Origin of the sequence: Bradyrhizobium sp. B120, from assembly GCF_049075665.1 — a bacterium.
Taxonomy (GTDB): Bacteria; Pseudomonadota; Alphaproteobacteria; order Rhizobiales; family Xanthobacteraceae; genus Bradyrhizobium.
The window spans coordinates 2146959-2165890 of the sequence record NZ_CP185242.1; the positions used below are offsets into that span (position 1 = coordinate 2146959).

Sequence of the window (18932 nt, forward strand, 5' to 3'; positions counted from 1 at the left end):
TCTCGCTGCCCTGGGCGATGCATTATAGTGGTGATCGCGAGAACGAAATCTATGGCTGTCCTGGCCGAGGAGGTTGCGCATCCGGGTGCGAACCTGTCTTGATCGGCTTGCCGGGAACGGCAATCATACGATTGCCGACGAATGGACGTTACGATCGACGGTCTACATCGGATCAAGGTCAAGGATGACAGAGGCGATCCGACGACGCCGTTCTTGAGATCACGTATCGCAAGATACGCGTCCTGCCGCCGATCGGCAAACAGACGAAATATCCCGCACTCACTCTGACCGTGATCCATGCTCAAGAGCGGGGAAGGCCGAAGCGGCGAAAGACAATAGAGTGGAAGCTCCTCACCAATCTCCGGGTCCGATCGCGCGAGGACGTCATCAACAAGATAGAATGGTACGCGTTGAGGTGGAAGATCGAAGTCTTCCATAGCGGAGGTTTGCCTTGGCAAGGTCGGTGCGGTTTGCGCCCGCGAGCTCTCGCGCTTCACCCGCAGCAGCCGGGATTGGCAGCAGCTCATCGAGATGTGCCGCGTGGTGGTTACCGTTCTGGTCAACCAGGAGACCATCTACGCGCCAAGGCCCGGCGACCGTCTGCCGCTCGGGCTCAAGGATAGCCTCAACGAGTACGAGACGGATCTGTTGCGTCAGCACTCGCAGCCCCATCAGTTCTGGTTATGCACCCATATCGACGGAATAATTTGCAGCTCGGCGGTTCTCCGATACTGACACTCGGAGGAATCATCAAGGGTGCTATCAGTCCTATCCTCGACGTAGTTTTCGCCGCCGGGCGCGCTAGGCGGCAAAGATCGCTCGCGCTGACAAAGCTTGAGAGGATGGTTTCGCGCTGGTGCATGGAAACAATGAATGAACGCATATCTTCCGCGAGTGTGCCCCTCTTTGCGCCCAACGTTACTCACGTTTTTTTGTCTACTCCTCACCGGATGCGCAGGCTCCGGCTCAACCTCTGAGCGCAGTGTTCTACTGAACTCGCCGAGCGGCCTTCGGCACGTGTCCGAACACACACTCTCGGAGCAGGCATCGCAAGCAGGGGGCTTTGAAATGCTGACCCAGCCGTCGATCCAGCCTGCCGAAAACTCGGAGCGGCGGCTACCGGTCATCGCCAATAGCACGCGCGTGAGTCTGGACTACGTCAATGCCGATATTCGGCGGGTTGTGAATGACGTCTTCAGCAATATCCTGGCCATGCCTGTTGTGATCGATCCCGTCGTAGAGGGAAAGCTAACGCTCCGGACTTCTGGCAAGGTTCCGGCGAGCGACGTTCCGCGGCTGTTGGACGAAGTGCTGGGAAGGCATGGCTACGGCCTAGCGGCAGTTGACCGAGGAGTTAGGGTGGCGCGCTTGGCTGACCTCGCCGGCGGAGGGCGGGGCGATGTTCAGGTGATTCCCGTTCGTTATGTCGATCCAGTCGATGTCATCAAGTTAATCCGACCGAACGTCGAGGAGAACGTGCATTTGACGCCTGCCCCCGGACAACGAGGCATTGCCATCAGCGGGCCGCCCGCAGGCGCTAGTTCCGCGCGTGAACTCATAGGCCTACTGGACATAGATAGCATGCTTCACAAGTCCTTTGCGCTGTATACATTGGCTCAGGCAAGTCCTGCGGTAGTCGAGAGAGAACTCAATTTTCTATTCAATCAAAATGCTCACGGCCCGGCGCGAGTTCGATTTGCGTCACTGGAGCGGTTGAATGGCATTCTTGTAGTTGCCGACGACCCTGCGGCATTGCAGCACGCGCGTGAGACAATCGAGAAGCTGGACAGGACGTCGAAGGCAGCAGCAAACGTTCAAGTGCGGCCACTGAAGTATCGAAGAGCTACGGAAGTGGCTCAGGTGCTGGCGCAAATCTTCGGCGCCGAGCCGGCCATCACAGCAGCTCCCGCACAGTCCAGTGCAGAGTCCGGGAAGGTCCCGGTCGCAAGCCTGGCTACCCGATCGGACTTTCTCCCCAACCAGTCCAGCCCGCCGAACGAAGGCTCCGACTCGAGCACGCTGACGGCACAAGCGAAGCATGAAGCGGCGGTGATCCCGGCCAGTCTTGGCTTATCGGCGCCGGTGCGTATTCAGGCGGATCGCAGCCAAAACGCGCTTGTGATTCTGGCAGCGCCGCACGATGCCAAGATCATCGATGCCGCAATCCGTCGTCTTGACGTAAAGCCTCGTCAAGTTCTCATCCAGGCAATCGTCGCGGAGGTCCGGTTAGACGATGGCCTGGGATACGGAGTAGACTATCTTCTATCCTCGCATGCCTTGGGTGCCGTTCCAAAAGGTGGCTTGTCCTATGTGTTTCCCGGGACAAATGCCAACGTTGTGCTGCACGCGCTCAGTGAGGTGGCAGACGTTAAGGTTGTATCCGCGCCACGCATTCTCGCGCTCGACAATCAGCCTGCGACGATCCAGGTGGGCGAGCAGGTCCCTGTCTTATCGCGAACATCCCAATCCCCAGCAAGTGAGAGCTCGCCGATCATCAGCAACGTCGAGTTGCGTGACACAGGAGTAATTTTGGCCGTTACACCCAGAATAGGCGCTGGCGGTAGTGTCACGCTCGACACTTTTCAGGAGGTCAGCACCGCGAACAAGAACAGGCTTACCAATGTCCAGTCGCCTGTCATTTCGCTGCGCCGCCTCCAAAGCACCGTATCGACACGAAACGGAGATACGATAGCAATTGGTGGGTTGATGCAGGATAGCGCTTCTCGCGCCGATTCTGGGCTTCCTTTGCTGATGAACATTCCGCTGTTAGGAGCCGCATTCCGCCGCACAGAAAAGACTCAAGAGCGAACGGAGCTCCTGGTGTTACTCAATCCTCTGGTACTTCAAGGTGACGCAGAGGCCGGCGCCCTGACTGACGAACTGCGGGCGAAGTTCGAATCACTCGCGCCCGAGCTGGGCCGCCAACTAACGCCCCGACCGCAACGAGGCGCTGCCCCACCGAAGCGCGAGAAAGCTGCGAACCATCCGCGAGAGCTGGCCATTCCGGCTGTCACCGGCTCCCTTTCGGTACCCAGAACGTTTCCTGAGACCCCAATACCACCCTGCTCGAGGGCGTCATGCGAGGCGGACTCGATTGATAGGTAGAGTGAAGCAGTCTCCCGATCGAAACGCCGGGCTTGATCAGAGAACACATCCGCTGACGCCTCCTGGTTAGGTCATCTTGAGCGGATGGCCGTGCGCGCTTGCGCGGCGTGAGCGACGTCCGAGATCGCCATGATGTCACCGGGCGATATGACGGCTACATCCGAACGCGAGCACAGATGTAGAACGCTCGCGAGGGGGCGTTGGCGGAACGCAGCCAGGCCACGGTATCGACTTGCGTTCGCCCACGGGCTGATTCTTCCAGGAGTGAATCTGGTTGGGTGGACCTCGTAGCGCTCGGCCAGATTGGCAACATCTCCTTTTCCCGCACCGCCTACAGGCAATCTTAGCCTTGAAGGCAGCGTCAATCTTGCGTCTCGTCTTCGTCTCGGTTCGCTCGGTCTATGAACGGAGCGGCCGATCTCCAATTTAGACCCTGGTCCTAAAAACCCGCCCCCTTTCAATGCAGGTATAACGCGATCAGCTGGACCAATATTGAAATTGTATTTGCTTCCGGCCGACCTGAAGCAGATTGATGGGCTGGAGGGGAGTGCTTTGCGCTGAGCGGCGCGTACCTTCCTTTCGTCTTCAGGGTAAAATGTCCTGATTAGTTTTGGAGACCGTAGAAGCGATGAACAGCGGCGCTCCAATGAGCCAAGGAAATGAGCTGCCACCAGAGCATTTCAGCGTGCCTGTCGCTGCGGCGCGTTTGTTGTTTGGAAGCGATGGAGCTGCTTTGATGAAGGTCCGTGACGGCACTTCGATGTCCGCAATCGCGCCGCGTGACTGCTCCGTCCCGCCCCCGGACGCGCTCGCGGCGCGCAAGCCCGTGCATGTCGCAGATTGCGAGCGCTTTTGGCGACGGCTCGAAGCGGCCGCTCCGGATGACTGTGAGGCGCCCGAGGATTATCCCGGCTGCAAGAAGCTCGGCGATGACCAGCATGATCCGGTGGCAATGGGAAACGTTGCGCCCTCCTGCATACCCGTCGCCTCGCTCGAGGTCGCCATGCTGGACCATGTACGGTCTCCGCAAGCAGACGCGGCGCTTTCACGCTCCGCGGAGCTCGCTGAGTTGGCGGAGGCGATCGTTGAGCGCGTTTTGATATGTCCGGACCGCACCGGGGGCGGTACGGCGTACATCACGTTGAATCGTGTCGTGTTTGGGAGCGGATGTGTGTCCGTCAGCTGCTACGACGATATGCTGAATCTCTACATCGTCTCCGACCGGCTCAAGTCTATCCTGCAATTGCGAGGGCAGGCATTTGCGCGCGACTTGTCTGATCGGCTCGGCATGCGCGTCACGATTGCGGTAGTTGCCCAAGGCTCACTCTGGAAGGAACAAGACGGTCATCGGCACTCTTCCGGCTCGGAGGCGATACTCCGTTACAGGGCTGAGAAGGGCGCGTGATCAATCTCCCCCATTATGACGGGCGTGAGGCAGTCGCAATATCCCGAATTGCTAGCCGCCTTCCGCTTGCTTTCAGTCTCGCCGGCATAGAGGTGCAGGCGGTCATGTCCGATGCAGCGCTGCGACAGATCCCGGCGCCAAGCTACAACGTGGTAATGAGTGTGCGCGGGCACGAAATCCGCCTCGCGTTGGGACGCATGCTCCTTCCGCAGTTGGCCGTAGAACGGTGGCCGGAGATCACCACATTGCCCTCGGACAACGGGTTAGGCGAAATATTGTTTGATATCGTTCTCCAGGATCTGGCGATTGAGGTCGAGCGATGGTGTGGTCAGCGGCCGACCTGGTCCTGCTCCGGCATCGCGGTCCCGCGTCCCTACGCGTTCAAGGTTGTTCGGCTGGAGCGTCCGAATGATCTGGTCGGTTTGATAGAAGTCGATGGTGGGGGGCTGCAGTGGGTCGCCGATTGTTGCTCCGACCTGCCGGTCGTAGCCGCACCGCTCGATGAGCTTCCGCTTCTTCTGGATGTGCGAATTGCTCCCATCAGCCTTGCCTTAGCGGAACTGCAGCGACTTGCGCAAGGTGACGTCATCCTGCTGGACAATCAACCGGTGGGCAATGATGGCGCGATGACCGTTGTCGCGCACCTCTCCGACAGTCCCTGGTTTCGTGCCTCGATCCTGGATTGCCGCCTCTCTGTCCAATCAGTAGTGGATCGTTTGATGGATAAGCCGGAGTTCCTCCTGTCTGAAAGCTTCGATAGCATCAACCTACCCGTTGATGTGGATGTCGGACGCTTGACCATGCCGCTCAGACAGCTTCGTGAACTCGCTGTGGGACAGGTCATTGATCTTGGCTTTGATGCAACTACTAACGTTTCTTTACGCGTCAACGGCCAAGTAGTCGCAACGGGTGAGTTGGTGCGCATCGCTGAGCGGACGGGTGTGCGCTTGTTGGATTTGCGCTTACCGCGGGCGGAACGATGAACAGGTTGCCCGATCCGGCTACGCTTATCGTCCTGATGGGGGCCATCGCGGTCGTCCCCTTCGTTGCAATTACGGTTACGTCTTACGTGAAGCTTGTCGTTGTCCTTGGGCTGCTGCGCAACGCCCTCGGCGTTCAGAATATTCCACCGAACATGGCCTTGAACGCGATCGCTATCTTGCTTTCGGTCTACATCATGCAACCAGTGGCGAAGAGCGCGTATCAGGCTCTGCGTGACAGGCCGATCGCGTACGAAACGTTCGGAGAATTAGTCGACACGATAGCGATAGGTGCCGAGCCAGTTCGTGACTTCCTCGTGAAAAACACGCCCCAGGCAACACGTTATTTCTTCGTCAATGCGACGCGCAAGTTGTGGAGCAAGGACGATTCGGCTGACGCGGTCGACAACGCGTTCTTGATCTTGGTGCCGGCCTTCATCACATCCGAACTGGAAGAGGCATTCAAGGTTGGGTGCTTGCTGTTCCTGCCCTTCATCGTCATCGATCTCGTCATCTCCAACATTCTTCTAGCGATGGGCATGATGATGGTTTCACCCATGACGATATCCTTGCCATTCAAGCTGTTCTTGTTCGTTGCCGTGAACGGGTGGCAGCGCCTGATCCACGGCCTCATCTTGTCCTACGTAGGACCCGCGTCTTGAATTCCGCCACACTCGTCAACGTCGCCATTGAAGCGCTTACATTGTCGGTCGTCCTGTCCATGCCGGCAGTCCTCGTCGCTACAATAGTGGGGCTGACTGTCAGTCTCGTGCAGGCCATGACTCAGGTTCAAGAGCAGACGCTTCCCTTCGCTTTGAAGCTGATAAGCGTGAATCTCGTGCTAGTGGCCACGGCGAGCTGGTTTGAGGCGCTTGGCCGGTATACCACGCGTATCTTCGACAAGATCGGCGCAGTGTAGGCGTCGGGGCTCGAGCAGATCGTCGATTGTTCATCGCGGCATCTACAACAGCGACCGCAGCCGCAGCCGCTCTTCATCATTCTGGTTGCCCCTTTCATGTTGCCACTTGATCCGGCCGAGATGCATACCGCCCTCGTTGTTCTTGTGCTCGCGGTCGCGCGCATGACGGGCATGATGCTGGTAGTCCCAGTCCTGGGGCGCCCCATGATGACGGGAATGGCGCGCAACAGCGTGATCGTCGCATTGGCATTCCCTGTAATAGGGCTCGCCTGGACAACAAGGCCTGCGGACCTCGACCTTACCAGCCTGACGCTGATCCTGGGCCTTGGACTCAAGGAGCTTTTGCTCGGGCTTGTGCTCGGCTTGCCAGTTGCTGCCGTCATGTGGGGCGTGGAGGCGTCCGGCACGTTCATTGACAACCAAAGGGGCGCAACGATGGCCAGCCTGCTTGATCCGGCAAGCGGCAATCAAACGTCGCCGCTTGGGACATTTCTAGGCGAGCTTTACGTCACATGGCTCTTCGTCACGGGAGGATTCTCTAAGCTCTTGGAAGCACTCTATCGCTCGCATGAAATCTGGCCTCTGTGGACCTTTCGTCCGACAATTGGTCCAGCATTCGTCGGGGCGGTCCTGAGTGTCGCAGACCTGGTAATGTTGCTGACATTGCTTCTGGCCGGTCCAGCCATCGTCGCCATGCTTCTAAGCGAATTGGGTCTGGCGCTGATTGGTCGGTTCGCGCCACAATTGCAGGTCTTCTATGTCGCTATGCCAGTCAAAAGCGTGGTTGCTGTGCTCCTTCTGATCCTTTCGCTCGCGACCGTTTTGGCCCATGCCGGCGATCACGGACTATCGCCTGTCGCATTTGTTAGCCGCATCGCCATGTGACTGTTCATGCCAAGTAGCAAGAGCGAAAAACCGACCCGTCAGAGGCTACGCGAGCTGCGTAAGAGAGGACAAGTCGCTCAGAGCAGGGAGCTTGTCTCGGCGGTGTTGACCATTGGGTTCTTCGCCTTGTTCTTCGCCTCTTTGCCTGGTCTGGTAGACCGATTTAAGGCAGCGCTCCTGTTCCCGATCCCGTTTCTGAAAAATGAGGACTTTGTCGTTGTCGCGCTGCAACTCGTTGAATCGTACAGCCGGGAAATACAGAGCCTAACAACACCGTTTCTCGGCGTCGTCCTGATCGGCGGTGTGGGCGCCCACCTGTTGCAGATCGGAGTGCTTTTCTCGCCCTCAGCGGCCGCGCCATCGCTCATGAAGCTGGACCCAAGTGAGAACATCCGCAGGATTTTCTCGTCGCAGAGCCTTTTCGAGCTGAGCCGGTCAGTAGTAAAAGTGCTGTTACTCGGTCTCGTTCTTCTATTTGTTATTCGTGCAGGCGTAAGTTCGCTTGTATGGATCCCGACCTGCGGCATATCCTGCCTGGCTTTACTGACGGGTAACCTCTTATTCTATGTCGCCGTTTGTACGGGATCGATCCATCTTGTGGTGGCAATTGCGGACTTCGCGTTCCAGCGGTGGCAGTTCGAGAAGAGGAATATGATGTCGCTGGAGGAAGTGAAGCGAGAGTATAAGCAAAGCGAAGGCGACCCGTTGATCAAACGGCGTCGCAAGAAACTCCATTCGCAATTAATGGCCAAAGATCCGATTGCCCTATCGCGCAGTGCGACCGTGTTGATCTCCAATCCCACCCATGTTGCAGTGGCAATTTACTACGATGGGCAACAGGTTCCGCTACCCATGATTGACGCTATCGGTACTGATCTCGTCGCACAGCAAATGATTGCGGCCGCCGCGTCCGCTGGTGTGCCGGTGATGCGAAACGTTCCGCTGGCGCGCGCGCTACTAGAAGGCGGTCTGGTCGATGAGTATATTCCGTCGCACTTGATTGAACCTATCGCAGAGGTGTTGCGAGCGCTCGGAGATCTTGCGACCGAGACTGGCAGTCGGTTCTGATATCGTCAGGTCAATTGCGGGATTGCGGAATAGTCACCATCGGCGCGAATGAAATGGACCGCATGTTTGGGACCAGGGACTAAGTTGGAGATTGGCGCTCCGCCTGATAGACGGAGCGAACCGTCATGAAGACGAGACGCACGATTGATGCCGCTTAGAGGCGACGAATGCCCTGCAGGCGGTGCGGGAGCGGGCCGCGGTTGCCGATCTGGCGGTTCACCCAACTCCTCTTACTGCGTCGTAAGTGGTCGTCTGGGTGGGCGAACGTGATCGCACAACAAGGACATCTCGACAGCGTTCGGACGAGTCCTTGTTCGAGCCGCCGTCGTATCGTCGCGATCGAATTGAAATTTGGCGGTGGGTCCGCGGCGGCAGACCCGCGGGGTCTGTAATCTGCGGAAATGCGAGCGAGCGGGATCGGCCCGGCGCGCCACGCGCCTGAGGGGCAATCGTCTTGCGCTCGGAGATCAGGGCTCTGTAGGCGCGCAATGCGCATCGTTGGTTGATGATGAGCGCCGCGCCAGGCGCGTCCCTCGAAGTGGCCGAGCCCGATCTCCTGCTTGAGGTCCTGATAGTCGCGCTCGATACGCCAGCGCGATTTAGCCGTCTCAACGAGCGTCCAGAATACCACTTCTTCCGGCAATGTCGGGAGCCAGTATGTGGTAGCCTGGTCCTCGCCTTACGGCCATTCGATCAGCAACCATCCTTCAATTGCCGGGTAGTTTGCCAATAATCACGATGCGCGGCACGAACCCGCACGCGGGCCAAGCCCGAGGTCAACTTTCGTTCGTTCCTCGGTGCTACGCGATGGTGCACCAAGCGTTGGCCGGCAGGCTGAGTTCGCTGAGGTGGACTTGGTTGCGCCGAGACGAGCGGCCCTATCATTCCTGCCAATATACTCATAGCGATTCGATATTTTGCACGCTGCGGATTCCCGGCTACTTAAGTGGCGTCGGGTACTCGTGGATGCTCAAGTTATTCTCGGCGCCGTTCAGCCGAGATAAACGGCATCTTGTGTCGGACCTGGTTGTCTCGGCGGTAGAGCCGAGCCGCCGATCTGGCAGTCGACGTCCTCGAGCGGTTTGCGCGCTGCTAGCGGCATGGCGTCGTCGGCGTGCGGTTGCACTTAAGTTGTTTCGGCATAGAGCTCGTGGGGGAAGCGAAGGTGGATCTCGATGAAACGATACAAAGGTCCCGAGAAACCATCGAGCAGATGGATAGCCTCTTGAGGAGGGCTGACGCTCAATTTGAGTTGCTGGCTCAACTGTTAAACGTCGCTTCTGTTGGTCCAGAGTCAATTCCGGCGCGGAGCGGCGGCTGCGACGAGGGCTGTCACGCAAGTCATTTATGCGAGCAGGCGACCCAAAACGATATTTTGCCTCCGCTCGAAGCGACTTTGCGTCTTTCATGGGCCGGACGAAGGGTGTGATATGGTGGACGGGGGCAGGCATGACCTGTTGAGCGATCCTGACGCGACTGACGCGATTGAGGGGGGAGCCTTGTCGGGCGTCGCCATCGACCTCATGGCAGGACGCGCAACGCTTGCCGATGTAGTTGGCATTACAGACGAAGAGCTTGAGGCGTTATATGTGCTTGGCTACCGCTATTACTGTTGCGGCAAGTATGAGCACGCGCTGAGTTTCTTCCGCTTTCTATGCTTGCATCGGCACACAGACGCGCGATCCTGGCTCAGTCTGGCTGCTGCGAGTCAGATGCTGGAGGACACAGAGGGCGCGGTACAAGCTTATAGGTTGGCTGCGCTCCTGAACAGCGAGGACCCGCAGATACCGCTTCGTGCTGCAGAATGTTTCGTCAAGCTAGGGCGGCCGGCAGCAGCAATGGTCGCGCTCGGTGATGTCCTGGCGCTCAGCGCCGGAAATCCCGGGCGCGACACGCTCGCCTGGCGTGCACGCAGGATGCTCGATCGTCTCAAACCGGAAAGCAACCCAGATAATGCATAGCTTGAACGTAACCGGCTGGACCGGTGAAGCGCAGCACGAAGCAGGGCCGCTGCCGCTAGCCGGTTGCTCCTTCAATGCTCCTTCAGCCGCGCCCCATACGACTGCAGTTGGCCGTTTGCCGCCAGCGGCCTCCTACAAAATGGTCGCGTCAGCGTCGATTCCGAAGTTGGCGGTGCCGCGCGAGTTCGACCCGGTCGAACTCGCTACCAGCCTGCTCGCGCTGAGGGTCAAGATGGCTGACCGGTTAATTGCGAACGGGATGGCGGATATCCGACACGGAGGCGAATTGCTAAAGCAGCAGCACGAGACGATCGGCAAGAAGATCATCGAAGCCGCAGACGCCATGGCGAAGTCGAAGAAGAGCTCACGGATAAAGAAGTTCCTCGGATGGCTTGCAGTCGGGCTCTCGGTCGCGGCTGCCGTTGTCACCGGCGGCACTCTTGCTATGGTGGCGGCGGCAGTCACAGTTGGAGTAGCGGTGCTCAACGAAACGGGAGTCATCGACAAGATGACCCAAGCGATCGCTAAACGTCTCATGAGCGATGGCACGATGGACGCCGCCAAAGCGAACAGAGTGGCTATGGGCATCACGATTGGCATCATGTTATCCGTCGCCGTGCTGTCGGGAGGCGCTGGGTTTATGAGTGGCGCTGCGAATGGAGTCCGCGCCACCGCTGTGTGCAGCCAGCTCGGTCAGGCCGGCGCTTCGGCTCTCCGTGGACTTGCCGCCCTCGCAAGCAAGCCGAGCTCGTTGGCGACCGTCCTCGCAAGAGCCCTTAATCAAGCCGCTTCCACGGTCGCGGATACAACGTCAAACGCTACTAAGATTGCTCAGATCAGCCAGAAGGTTTCGACTGCCGCTAGCGTTGGCGAAGTAGGTGCTTCGCTGGGCGAGGCCGCCGCGGGCATCGCGACTGGGGTTCAGCAGAAGGAGGCAGCGGACACTCAGGCGGAAACATTGGACATAAGGAAGCGCATTACGTGGATGAAGGAGCTTCAAAACAACGAGATGGACTTCATCAAGCAACTCGTCCAGGACCAGAAGTTGACCACGCAGAAGATTGCCGAGGTTATCGAGAGCCGTAGTGTCAGCGATGCGTCTCTTATCCGTGTCTTCGGCTAACCAATTCTAAGAGCCTCCCTCGAGCTTAAGGAACGCATTTTTGCTAGGTGCTATTGAACGTGTAAGTGTTGCCGGCATCGATCCATTGGATACTGCCGCACATCGTCAGTTTCCTCTGGGGCGGCCCTCGGTCCCCCTCCGCGGCGCGCGCGTAGCAGAGGCGACCATCGCTCAGTCGTTTGCGCGGGGTGTTAACGACGCGCCAAATAGGGCATCGTTCGGAAACTCGATGTTTCCTGAGCGTGTTACTCAAGAGACGCTCTCGAGTATCCAGCCTAAGCTCAAAGACTTCGCAACGGGGAGCAACCTATCGGCGGTCGCCGCACTCATTGTTCGTCTCAGTTCCGAGCGTCGCAAGGCGGCGAGAGAGGATCTGTGGGCTGCGCTTGATGCCGATATTGCTGCGCAGGACGCGGCTGCCGAGTCGCTTCGAAAATCAGGGCTCTGCCAGTTGTTTGGCGCAATACTCGCGTCGGGTGGCGCTATCGCCGGTGCCGGCATGAACCTCAAAGGCGCTCGCGAGAGTCAATTGCGATTCGACAGCAATGCACCCAAGGCTTCATCGGGCCTGGACGGCCGCAGTTCTAGTGGCGTGGACCCGCTTGACACTACGCGCATCGCTCACGCGCAAACCGCAGCGGCACGGGAGACCATGAGATGGAGTGGCATGGCTACGATCGTAGCGGAAACATCTAAGATCTACGGGGCCGGCTTGAATATGGCGTCTACTAACTATCAGGAAGAAAAAGCGAAGCACGAGGCAGATAGCACCAAGGCTAAGGCCCACGTGGAGGACGAAAGGCAATACATGGAATATTATCAGGCGCAGATTCAGGATATGCTGGGCAAGCTTGCTGAGATCCGTAGTGCAGATAGCGAGACGAGGGGCAAACTCGTCAACATGGTATGAGTACAATGCATCGTTAACACGCGATGTTAGATCGAACGAGGGTTTGAGATGATCAATCGAGCTGCCAGTGTAACGTCTTACAGTGCAAACTATCCCATCGGGGATGGGGAGTCGCTATATTCGACCATGATGATGATCATGATGGAGCGACACGGGATCTACGAGACCGAGCTGCGAGCTGAATATGCCAGCATGCAAGCGCGTAACAATCTTTTGAAAGACATGAATAGCGCATTGGCGACTCTGCGTGCCGAAAGGCCAAACGACGACAAGACCGTTAAAGCGTACGGCGTCTTTGTTGATTCGCAAGGCAAGACCCAGAGCGTTTATAGGTTCATGGAGGCGAATGGCATCGCCATCGAGCACATCAACAACGACGTGTATGGCATACAGGCGGAGTTCGAGGCCGCGATCAACAATCTTAAAGCGGCGGTTGATAGCGCCAACAGCGAATCGCAAATGGCAGTACTTTACTTGCAGGGGCTTCTGGATAAGCTCAACCGGGCCACTGAATTGACATCTAACTTCATTTCGAAAGACTCAAAGGCCAAGGAGGCTGTCGTTGGCAATATTCGGTAATGGGCCAACATTGACCGTGCGGGGCAGTTAATCGCTGTTGCAATACTAAATCGACATAGGATGGGTCAGCAGGGTACGGCCAATCAATCGGTTGACGCTGATGGGTAGCAGGGGCAGCCTCGCTGAGGTCCTTCAGTCGGCGGACGTCGTTCTTCAAGACCTCAAGGTCGAGACGCTTGTGCGTACGCGAGGCGATTGCGACGCCTTCGGGCTTAATCCACCCATCGAGCCATGGCGCGACCCCGATACTGAGTTTTCGTGGGTTGCGCTGGGCAGACTCCTAGAGCGAAGCCCACAGCGCACGTGCTGCGGTTGATATTCGCCAGCATTGAGCCGGAAGAGGCGGACATACGGTTCTTACGAAAGGCCCATGCATATTTGCTTTGATTGCGAAGCGCCTTCAGGTTCTGCGAAGAAAAACCTGGTGCTCCAGGCCTGCCGACCCAATGCTGGCTATGTAATTCAACCCGCGTATAGTCAAGCCTGTCGTATCCCTTCATTGAGGCCCGCCTTGTTTGACGGACGCGAGCGCTGCAGGTCCTCGGGGTAATCCTAGGAGAAGCGCTTTGGTCCGAGCATTGGAGTTGCGCTCGCCTTGTCCACGCCGTTGATCTAAATTCGGCTTTCACTCACGAGGGGTGAGCCGCGCCTTAACAACGGTGTCGGCGCCAATGTTGGCGCCGACGTTGATTGTCACCAGCCGGCTTCAGGATGCCGTCGAAGAGGCTGGAGCTTGGCTGTGGCGAGCCCTTTCAATTGAACTTGTAGGAGGCCTGAAAGAATGTACCCCAGCGCTCCATGCTGTACTTCGCAAATGAGGGCGGCTGACCGACGCAGCCGCTGCTGCTGCACACAGAGTCGCCCCACCTTTTGGTCCACATGGCCCAATAACGGCCACCGACACCGACGCTGATGTTTTCGGTGATGAAGTAGGACAATACGCCTTCAACCTGGACCCCGCCGCCACCTGCGCCGCGTTGTTCAACAAAGGTGCTCTTGTCGCGATTGAGATGATGGTCACGGCCCTTGAAATCGGTCCAAGGCAGGTAAGCGACATCGGCGCTCAAACGCCAACGCTCGGTCAGCCTGGTTTCTGCGCTCAGACCGATCCGAGGCGCATTCCATTGAGTATCCTCGCTCCCAACAACCTTGGCGTCACCCGGCGCAAGACATGCATAGCGGGGGTTGGGGTTGGCGATCTGCACGCATCCGATTGAGTCCGAGCTCTGGCCATAATAAGTCCAGCCTAGAAATCCGCCGATTTTGTAGTCGATACCGCGCAAGAAATCGTAACCGGCATCGGCCGTGTAGTACGTGAACCTTCCGTTTGCTTGCCCTGATATGGTGTTGACGTAAGGGACGCCCCAATCTTCATTGTTCATGTTTCCGTTGTTGAAGTGGCCGATGCCGATATTGCTCTTCAGGAACAATTCCCAAGGGCTGTCAAGACGGCCGAACAACTCCCCGGAAAGTCCGCCCAGTCCGTGATAAGTGAGCCTCGATAAGAGCATGCTGGGATCTTGAGGCTGGCCGTACTTCACTGTGCCGTGGTCCCATTGGAACCTTCCCCGGCTGAGCCATAGCCGTGAGCCGCCTTCGAACGACCAACCGGCCGTGTAAGCAATCGGCGGCCCGCTGGCGGGTGCCTTCGCGTACAGCGGCGTATCGAACCATTGTGCGGCCTGCGCCTCGGCGCCAAAATGGTAGTTCAGACCAAGCTTTGCGATGTGATAGTTGCTGGAGAGGCTGGTTGAGTTCGCGGGCAGAATTGCAAACGGTGGGTACTGCACGGTCGGAGCGGTCGAGACGCTCGGTCCGCCAAAATGCAGATATTCATACTCGGCTTTGACCGACCATGCAGGCGTGAGCGCTTGCTCGACGCCCAGCCCGATGATGCCGCCGAGGCGACCATAGTCGAAATGGGTTTTCTCCTGTGGCCAGCCGCTTTCAAAGTTGCGGACGACGTCGCCCCGATTGTTTTGCCAGGCCACACCTGCCTTGAGATAGGCCAGCGCGTGGCCGAGCGCGCCAAACGCGTAACCAACGCGACCGGTCCCGGTGGCAAAGACCTTGGGACCAGCCCTGCAGTTTGCGCTCAGTATGAAGCCGGAGGCGGCGAGGCAGGTATTTGTGCCGTCGGAGACAGCGCCGCTGGCGTCCAGTTCGACGCCAAACATCCAGCCGTTGTTCTGCCAATTGTAGCCGATCTGGCCACCTGCCAGGAACACTGGGGTGTCGACGACACCACCATAGATTGACGGACCGTAGGGATTGCTGAAGGAGGTGCGGCCGTACCCACCGCCGACGTGCCCGCCAATATAGCCTCCGGACCAGTTCCACACAGCCGGCGGCAGTTTCACTTCTGGCTGAAGGTCCACCGCCTTGGCTGCAACGCTTGCGACGAGTGCAATTGTTGTGGCGCCCCACAAAAGAACTCTAGATCGCATCAAAAATTTGCCTGCACGTTCCCGGTCCACAACCCGGCTCCTTGAGTGATCGCCGCACGGCGGACCGCTTGGGCAAACCAGACACTAACGGCAACGCGCGCTGAGTCCGCCTCGAAGATCACCGCACTGCGATTGGTGATGATGCTTCAGCGAAGCAAGCCGCGTGCCGAATTAAATTCGCTGTCTTCTGCAGGCACTTCGCAAGAGAGTGTAGCGTCGATTTGCTGACAGTGGTCTCAAGTCTGACAATCGAAACGTGCGATAAGTTCGCCGTCGCGCGGTAAATGTGCGAGACACGATTTGATGCGCGGCATTCCTGTTTCGTGCGGGGCGCGCGACGGATCTTTCGGCTTTGTCGATGTGATTTCAACATAGAACATCCTTGTCGCCGCGGCCGCGGCGGTCCGTGGCAATGAGCTGATCGCCCTGCAAAGCTCAGCGCGTTCGAACTATTCGGGTGAGCGCGAGCGTAGAAGCCCGCGCGGCTGAAATGGACCCCGGTTTTGGGACCAGAGGCTAAGTTGGAAAAGGGCCGCTCCGTTTGATAGACGGAGGGCATGATGACGAAGAAGACACGACGGAAGATCGACGCGGCGTTAAAGGCAAAGATCGCGCTGGAAGCGGTGCCGGAGCAGGCGACGGTGGCCGATCCGGCCCAGCGCTGAGGTTCACCCGAACCAGATCTATGCCTGGAAGAAGCAGCTGCTGGACCAGGCGGCCCGGGCTTTTGACGCGGGTGTCGGGCGCGAGAGCGAGGAAACGCGCGAACGCGAGATCGAGAAGCTGCACGCCAAGATTGGACAACTGACAGTTGAGCGCGATTTTTTAGCGCGGAGGTCCGGAAGATGAGCACGCCGGACCGTCGAGGAATGCTTGATCGCGCCGACCAGGCGCTGTCGATCCGCCGGCAATGCATGTTGCTTGGCATCGCCCGTTCTGGGGTCTACCGGCCGCCACAGCCGGCCAACGACAACGACCTTGCCCTGATGCAGCGGATCGACGAGCTGTTCACCGCCTGGTCATTCCTCGGCTCGCGGCGAATGACCGCGATGCTGAAGGCTGAGGGGCTTCAGGTTAATCGCAAGCGCGTGCAGCGGTTGATGCGCAAGATGGGCATCGCGGCGCTGGGACCGAAGCCGAACACGACAAAGCCGGCGCCGGGCCACAAGATCTATCCCTATCTGCTGCGCAACATGACGATCGACCAGCCGAACCAGGTGTGGGCGGCCGACATCACGTATCTGCCGATCGGGCGCGGCTTTCTCTATCTCGTCGCCATCATCGACTGGGCGAGCCGTGCGGTTCTGGCGTGGCGGTTGTCGAATACGATGGACGTCTCGTTCTGCGTGGCGGCTCTGGAAGAGGCGCTGGCGACGTACGGCACGCCGGAGATTTTCAACACCGACCAGGGCAGCCAATTCACTAGCGTGGCCTTCACCGGCGCGCTGGCGGCCGCAGGGATCAAGATCTCCATGGATGGCTGCGGTCGTTGGATGGACAACGTCTTCATCGAGCGGCTGTGGCGGTCGCTCAAGCATGAGGACATCTATCTCAAGTGCTATGCCGACGGCCGCGAGGCCAAGGCAGGGATCGCGAGCTGGATCGCCTTCTACAACGATCGTCGCCTTCATCAGTCCCTCGGCTATTGCATGCCGATGGCGGTCTGGCGCGAACGGATGCAGGCCGCGAAGGCTGTGGACATGGTGGACAACGCTGACGCGTTGACCACATGCCCACAGCAACTGCAGCAGACAGAAGCTCTGTCTGCGTGATAGAAAGGGATTAGGAGCGATCCGTTTCCAACTAACAAGCCGGTTCAACCGGTCCCGCTCCGCGGGTCCATTTCATCGTCCAGAACACTTCCCAGCTCAGTACACACTTTGTTTTGGGACAATTTCTAGGCCCATGATGCTACTCCACATAATAGAATCTGTTCGTGTGTGGCAGTCGGGCTGGCCAATTTGGCTCACTCGTCAGCTTGTCGACAGCTGATCCTAATAGAGCGAGAACCAGAGCGCGACACTATCTGCTCAGGATTGCGAACCGACTCAAACCGGGAGGGGACATGGACCCATTTAACAGCATCAACCCATTCGATCGGGATTTCGCTGCTTACAACGCTGCGGTGCCACAACCGCAACAGCAGCAAGCGGAGTTTGAGCCGTACTTGGACGAAGTGCCGCAGCTTGATACCACTGCCGACGCGGGGGTCCCTGTTTCTCCAGATCGCTACTATCCTCATCTGTCTGACGAAGACCGTAGACTCACCGAGGCGCTGGAACTTGGGACAACCGCGCGCGATCACCAGGCACCGGATCCCGGAGAAGCCGTTCGTCACTTCGACTGGAGCGACGGCTACCAGCCGGCTCCGAACGAGCTGACCGGGAGCGCTCCCTCTTCAAGTCACGAGGTCCTCATGGGTGAGGATTACACCGGGGAGTTGAGGCCTGCGAAGAGGCAAAGAACACTAAGCCATACGGAAGGGGATGCCATTGGGCGCCAGCTGAGCGAGTCCGGCAATTCAGTCGCTCCCGTGCTGATGGAACACGCCGGCGCACCGTCGCCTTTCGGGCCGGTGGTCGGTTCGCCGTTGGTCCTTCCTGCGGAAGGTTACGATCAGCATCTGCTGTGGGCGATGGAAGACGCCGGCCCATCGTCGTCTCGCGAGCCACCTGTGCACCATCACCAAGCGCTGGATTTAGAATCGGTCGTTCGTCCCTTCAATTTCCCGCAGGGCGACCAGCACGCGTCCGCTGCGCTTGACCCTAGCAACGTCCCGCCGAGCCAGGACAGCCGACCCAACAGTTTTATCGTTCACAATGACCGCTACACGGCGCTGTTCGTGCCCGCTGCGGCGATGAGGCGAAGCACCCCACTCAATCCGCCAGGCGCTGCCATTCCTCTCCGATCTCGACCGGAAAACGTTCCGCAGCCCGGCGCGCAGCGAGCGAATCGAGCCTCACCAGCGCTGCTTGGACGGTCGATGGAGCAAGCCGCTCCGGCGTCCGCCAGGGTTGAGACGACGTCCCCCGCGGTCCGCGAGATTTATGCTGCATCATTCGCCGTTCCCGAGGACTTTTCGCACGGCACCCAACCCGCCTCGGACACGATGCTCTCGAGGCTCGGCCGCTGGGGCCTCTTGCCGGACGCGGCGCAGCCGGTAATGCAATACGACATTCGCGGCGAGCGCTACAGCGCCCTTCTAGGGCCGGGAGGGCCCAATGACGTTCGGCTCATCCATCACCCTCGAGTGTAGACGCCGACGGACACTCCCGACGCTAGGAGCCCGTCCAGATAGCTCTGGTACTTGGCCAGGTTGTGGGCGGTGCAGATGGGCGCCCACTCGGCTTTCACTTTGTCCATGACGCGCAGCAGGAATTGCCTGAACCTGCGCGCCTGCTTGATCTGTCCGAAGATCGGCGCGACGATTTGCTTCCTGAGCCGATAGCGGCTTCGCCACCTGAGCGCCTGCATGAGGAGATCACCGCCGACTACAACGACATAATTGCCGGGGCGACCCGCGAGAAGATCGAGGCGCGGCGCAAGGCCT

General features: G+C 58.6%; 14 protein-coding genes and 2 pseudogenes. 14 read left to right on the forward strand and 2 right to left on the reverse strand.

The annotated features are described in order from the left end of the window. Positions 1–435: 435 nt before the first annotated feature. The 12 genes from ACOIX3_RS10135 (at position 436) to ACOIX3_RS10190 (ending at position 12935) form a co-directional block, all read left to right on the forward strand. Positions 436–735, forward strand: a complete 300-nt coding sequence (locus tag ACOIX3_RS10135; protein WP_420971703.1) for a recombinase family protein — start codon at positions 436–438, stop codon at positions 733–735. A 333-nt stretch (positions 736–1068) separates the two neighbouring features. Beyond that, complete coding sequence (locus ACOIX3_RS10140) at positions 1069–3105, forward strand: secretin N-terminal domain-containing protein (protein ID WP_420969602.1); 2037 nt, start codon at positions 1069–1071, stop codon at positions 3103–3105. Positions 3106–3841: 736 nt separating this feature from the next. Then, positions 3842–4510 carry a hypothetical protein gene (locus tag ACOIX3_RS10145; RefSeq protein ID WP_420969603.1) on the forward strand — a complete coding sequence of 223 codons (669 nt, stop codon included), beginning with the start codon at positions 3842–3844 and terminating at the stop codon, positions 4508–4510. Next, positions 4507–5493 carry a type III secretion system cytoplasmic ring protein SctQ gene (sctQ, locus tag ACOIX3_RS10150; RefSeq protein WP_420969604.1) on the forward strand — a complete coding sequence of 329 codons (987 nt, stop codon included), beginning with the start codon at positions 4507–4509 and terminating at the stop codon, positions 5491–5493. Before ACOIX3_RS10145 ends, sctQ begins: the two co-directional genes overlap by 4 nt. Beyond that, positions 5490–6152, forward strand: coding sequence for a type III secretion system export apparatus subunit SctR (gene sctR / locus ACOIX3_RS10155; protein WP_420969605.1), 663 nt, complete (start codon positions 5490–5492; stop codon positions 6150–6152). Before sctQ ends, sctR begins: the two co-directional genes overlap by 4 nt. A 26-nt stretch (positions 6153–6178) precedes the next feature. Then, positions 6179–6409, forward strand: a complete 231-nt coding sequence (gene sctS / locus ACOIX3_RS10160) for a type III secretion system export apparatus subunit SctS (protein ID WP_420971704.1) — start codon at positions 6179–6181, stop codon at positions 6407–6409. 96 nt (positions 6410–6505) lie between these two features. Continuing rightward, positions 6506–7294 carry a type III secretion system export apparatus subunit SctT gene (gene sctT, locus ACOIX3_RS10165; RefSeq protein ID WP_420969607.1) on the forward strand — a complete coding sequence of 263 codons (789 nt, stop codon included), beginning with the start codon at positions 6506–6508 and terminating at the stop codon, positions 7292–7294. 6 nt (positions 7295–7300) lie between these two features. Continuing rightward, positions 7301–8362 carry an EscU/YscU/HrcU family type III secretion system export apparatus switch protein gene (locus ACOIX3_RS10170; protein ID WP_420969608.1) on the forward strand — a complete coding sequence of 354 codons (1062 nt, stop codon included), beginning with the start codon at positions 7301–7303 and terminating at the stop codon, positions 8360–8362. 1457 nt (positions 8363–9819) lie between these two features. Next, a complete protein-coding gene (locus ACOIX3_RS10175) occupies positions 9820–10323 on the forward strand; it encodes a SycD/LcrH family type III secretion system chaperone (RefSeq protein ID WP_420969609.1) in 504 nt (167 codons plus the stop codon). A gap of 1 nt (position 10324) precedes the next feature. Further along, positions 10325–11446 (forward strand): type III secretion system translocon subunit SctE, encoded by a 1122-nt coding sequence (sctE, locus tag ACOIX3_RS10180; RefSeq protein WP_420969610.1) that lies wholly within the window; start codon positions 10325–10327, stop codon positions 11444–11446. A gap of 229 nt (positions 11447–11675) precedes the next feature. Then, positions 11676–12356 carry a hypothetical protein gene (locus ACOIX3_RS10185; RefSeq protein WP_420969611.1) on the forward strand — a complete coding sequence of 227 codons (681 nt, stop codon included), beginning with the start codon at positions 11676–11678 and terminating at the stop codon, positions 12354–12356. A 48-nt stretch (positions 12357–12404) separates the two neighbouring features. Then, positions 12405–12935, forward strand: coding sequence for a hypothetical protein (locus ACOIX3_RS10190; protein WP_420969612.1), 531 nt, complete (start codon positions 12405–12407; stop codon positions 12933–12935). 752 nt (positions 12936–13687) lie between these two features. On the opposite strand, the gene ACOIX3_RS10195 is transcribed toward ACOIX3_RS10190, so the two are convergent. Then, a complete protein-coding gene (locus tag ACOIX3_RS10195; RefSeq protein ID WP_420969613.1) occupies positions 13688–15412 on the reverse strand; it encodes an outer membrane beta-barrel protein in 1725 nt (574 codons plus the stop codon). A 530-nt stretch (positions 15413–15942) separates the two neighbouring features. On the opposite strand from ACOIX3_RS10195, the pseudogene ACOIX3_RS10200 reads away from it, so the two are divergent. Further along, positions 15943–17154 (forward strand): annotated as a pseudogene (locus ACOIX3_RS10200) (IS3 family transposase). A 293-nt stretch (positions 17155–17447) separates the two neighbouring features. Further along, positions 17448–18638: a hypothetical protein gene (locus tag ACOIX3_RS10205; protein WP_420969614.1), complete on the forward strand. Its 1191-nt coding sequence runs from the start codon at positions 17448–17450 to the stop codon at positions 18636–18638. On the opposite strand, the pseudogene ACOIX3_RS10210 reads toward ACOIX3_RS10205, so the two are convergent. Beyond that, positions 18623–18838 (reverse strand): annotated as a pseudogene (locus ACOIX3_RS10210) (transposase); the annotation flags it as partial. The gene ACOIX3_RS10205 and the pseudogene ACOIX3_RS10210 sit on opposite strands and share 16 nt — an antisense overlap. Positions 18839–18932: the final 94 nt, after the last annotated feature.

What these genes read in the sequence shown, in the direction of transcription:
- ACOIX3_RS10140 (WP_420969602.1), top strand. Translation starts at nt 1,069, where the DNA reads ATGCTGACCCAGCCGTCGATCCAGCCTGCCGAAAACTCGGAGCGGCGG.
- ACOIX3_RS10145 (WP_420969603.1), top strand. Translation starts at nt 3,842, where the DNA reads ATGAAGGTCCGTGACGGCACTTCGATGTCCGCAATCGCGCCGCGTGAC.
- sctR (WP_420969605.1), top strand. Translation starts at nt 5,490, where the DNA reads ATGAACAGGTTGCCCGATCCGGCTACGCTTATCGTCCTGATGGGGGCC.
- sctT (WP_420969607.1), top strand. Translation starts at nt 6,506, where the DNA reads ATGTTGCCACTTGATCCGGCCGAGATGCATACCGCCCTCGTTGTTCTT.
- ACOIX3_RS10170 (WP_420969608.1), top strand. Translation starts at nt 7,301, where the DNA reads ATGCCAAGTAGCAAGAGCGAAAAACCGACCCGTCAGAGGCTACGCGAG.
- ACOIX3_RS10185 (WP_420969611.1), top strand. Translation starts at nt 11,676, where the DNA reads ATGTTTCCTGAGCGTGTTACTCAAGAGACGCTCTCGAGTATCCAGCCT.
- ACOIX3_RS10190 (WP_420969612.1), top strand. Translation starts at nt 12,405, where the DNA reads ATGATCAATCGAGCTGCCAGTGTAACGTCTTACAGTGCAAACTATCCC.
- ACOIX3_RS10205 (WP_420969614.1), top strand. Translation starts at nt 17,448, where the DNA reads ATGGACCCATTTAACAGCATCAACCCATTCGATCGGGATTTCGCTGCT.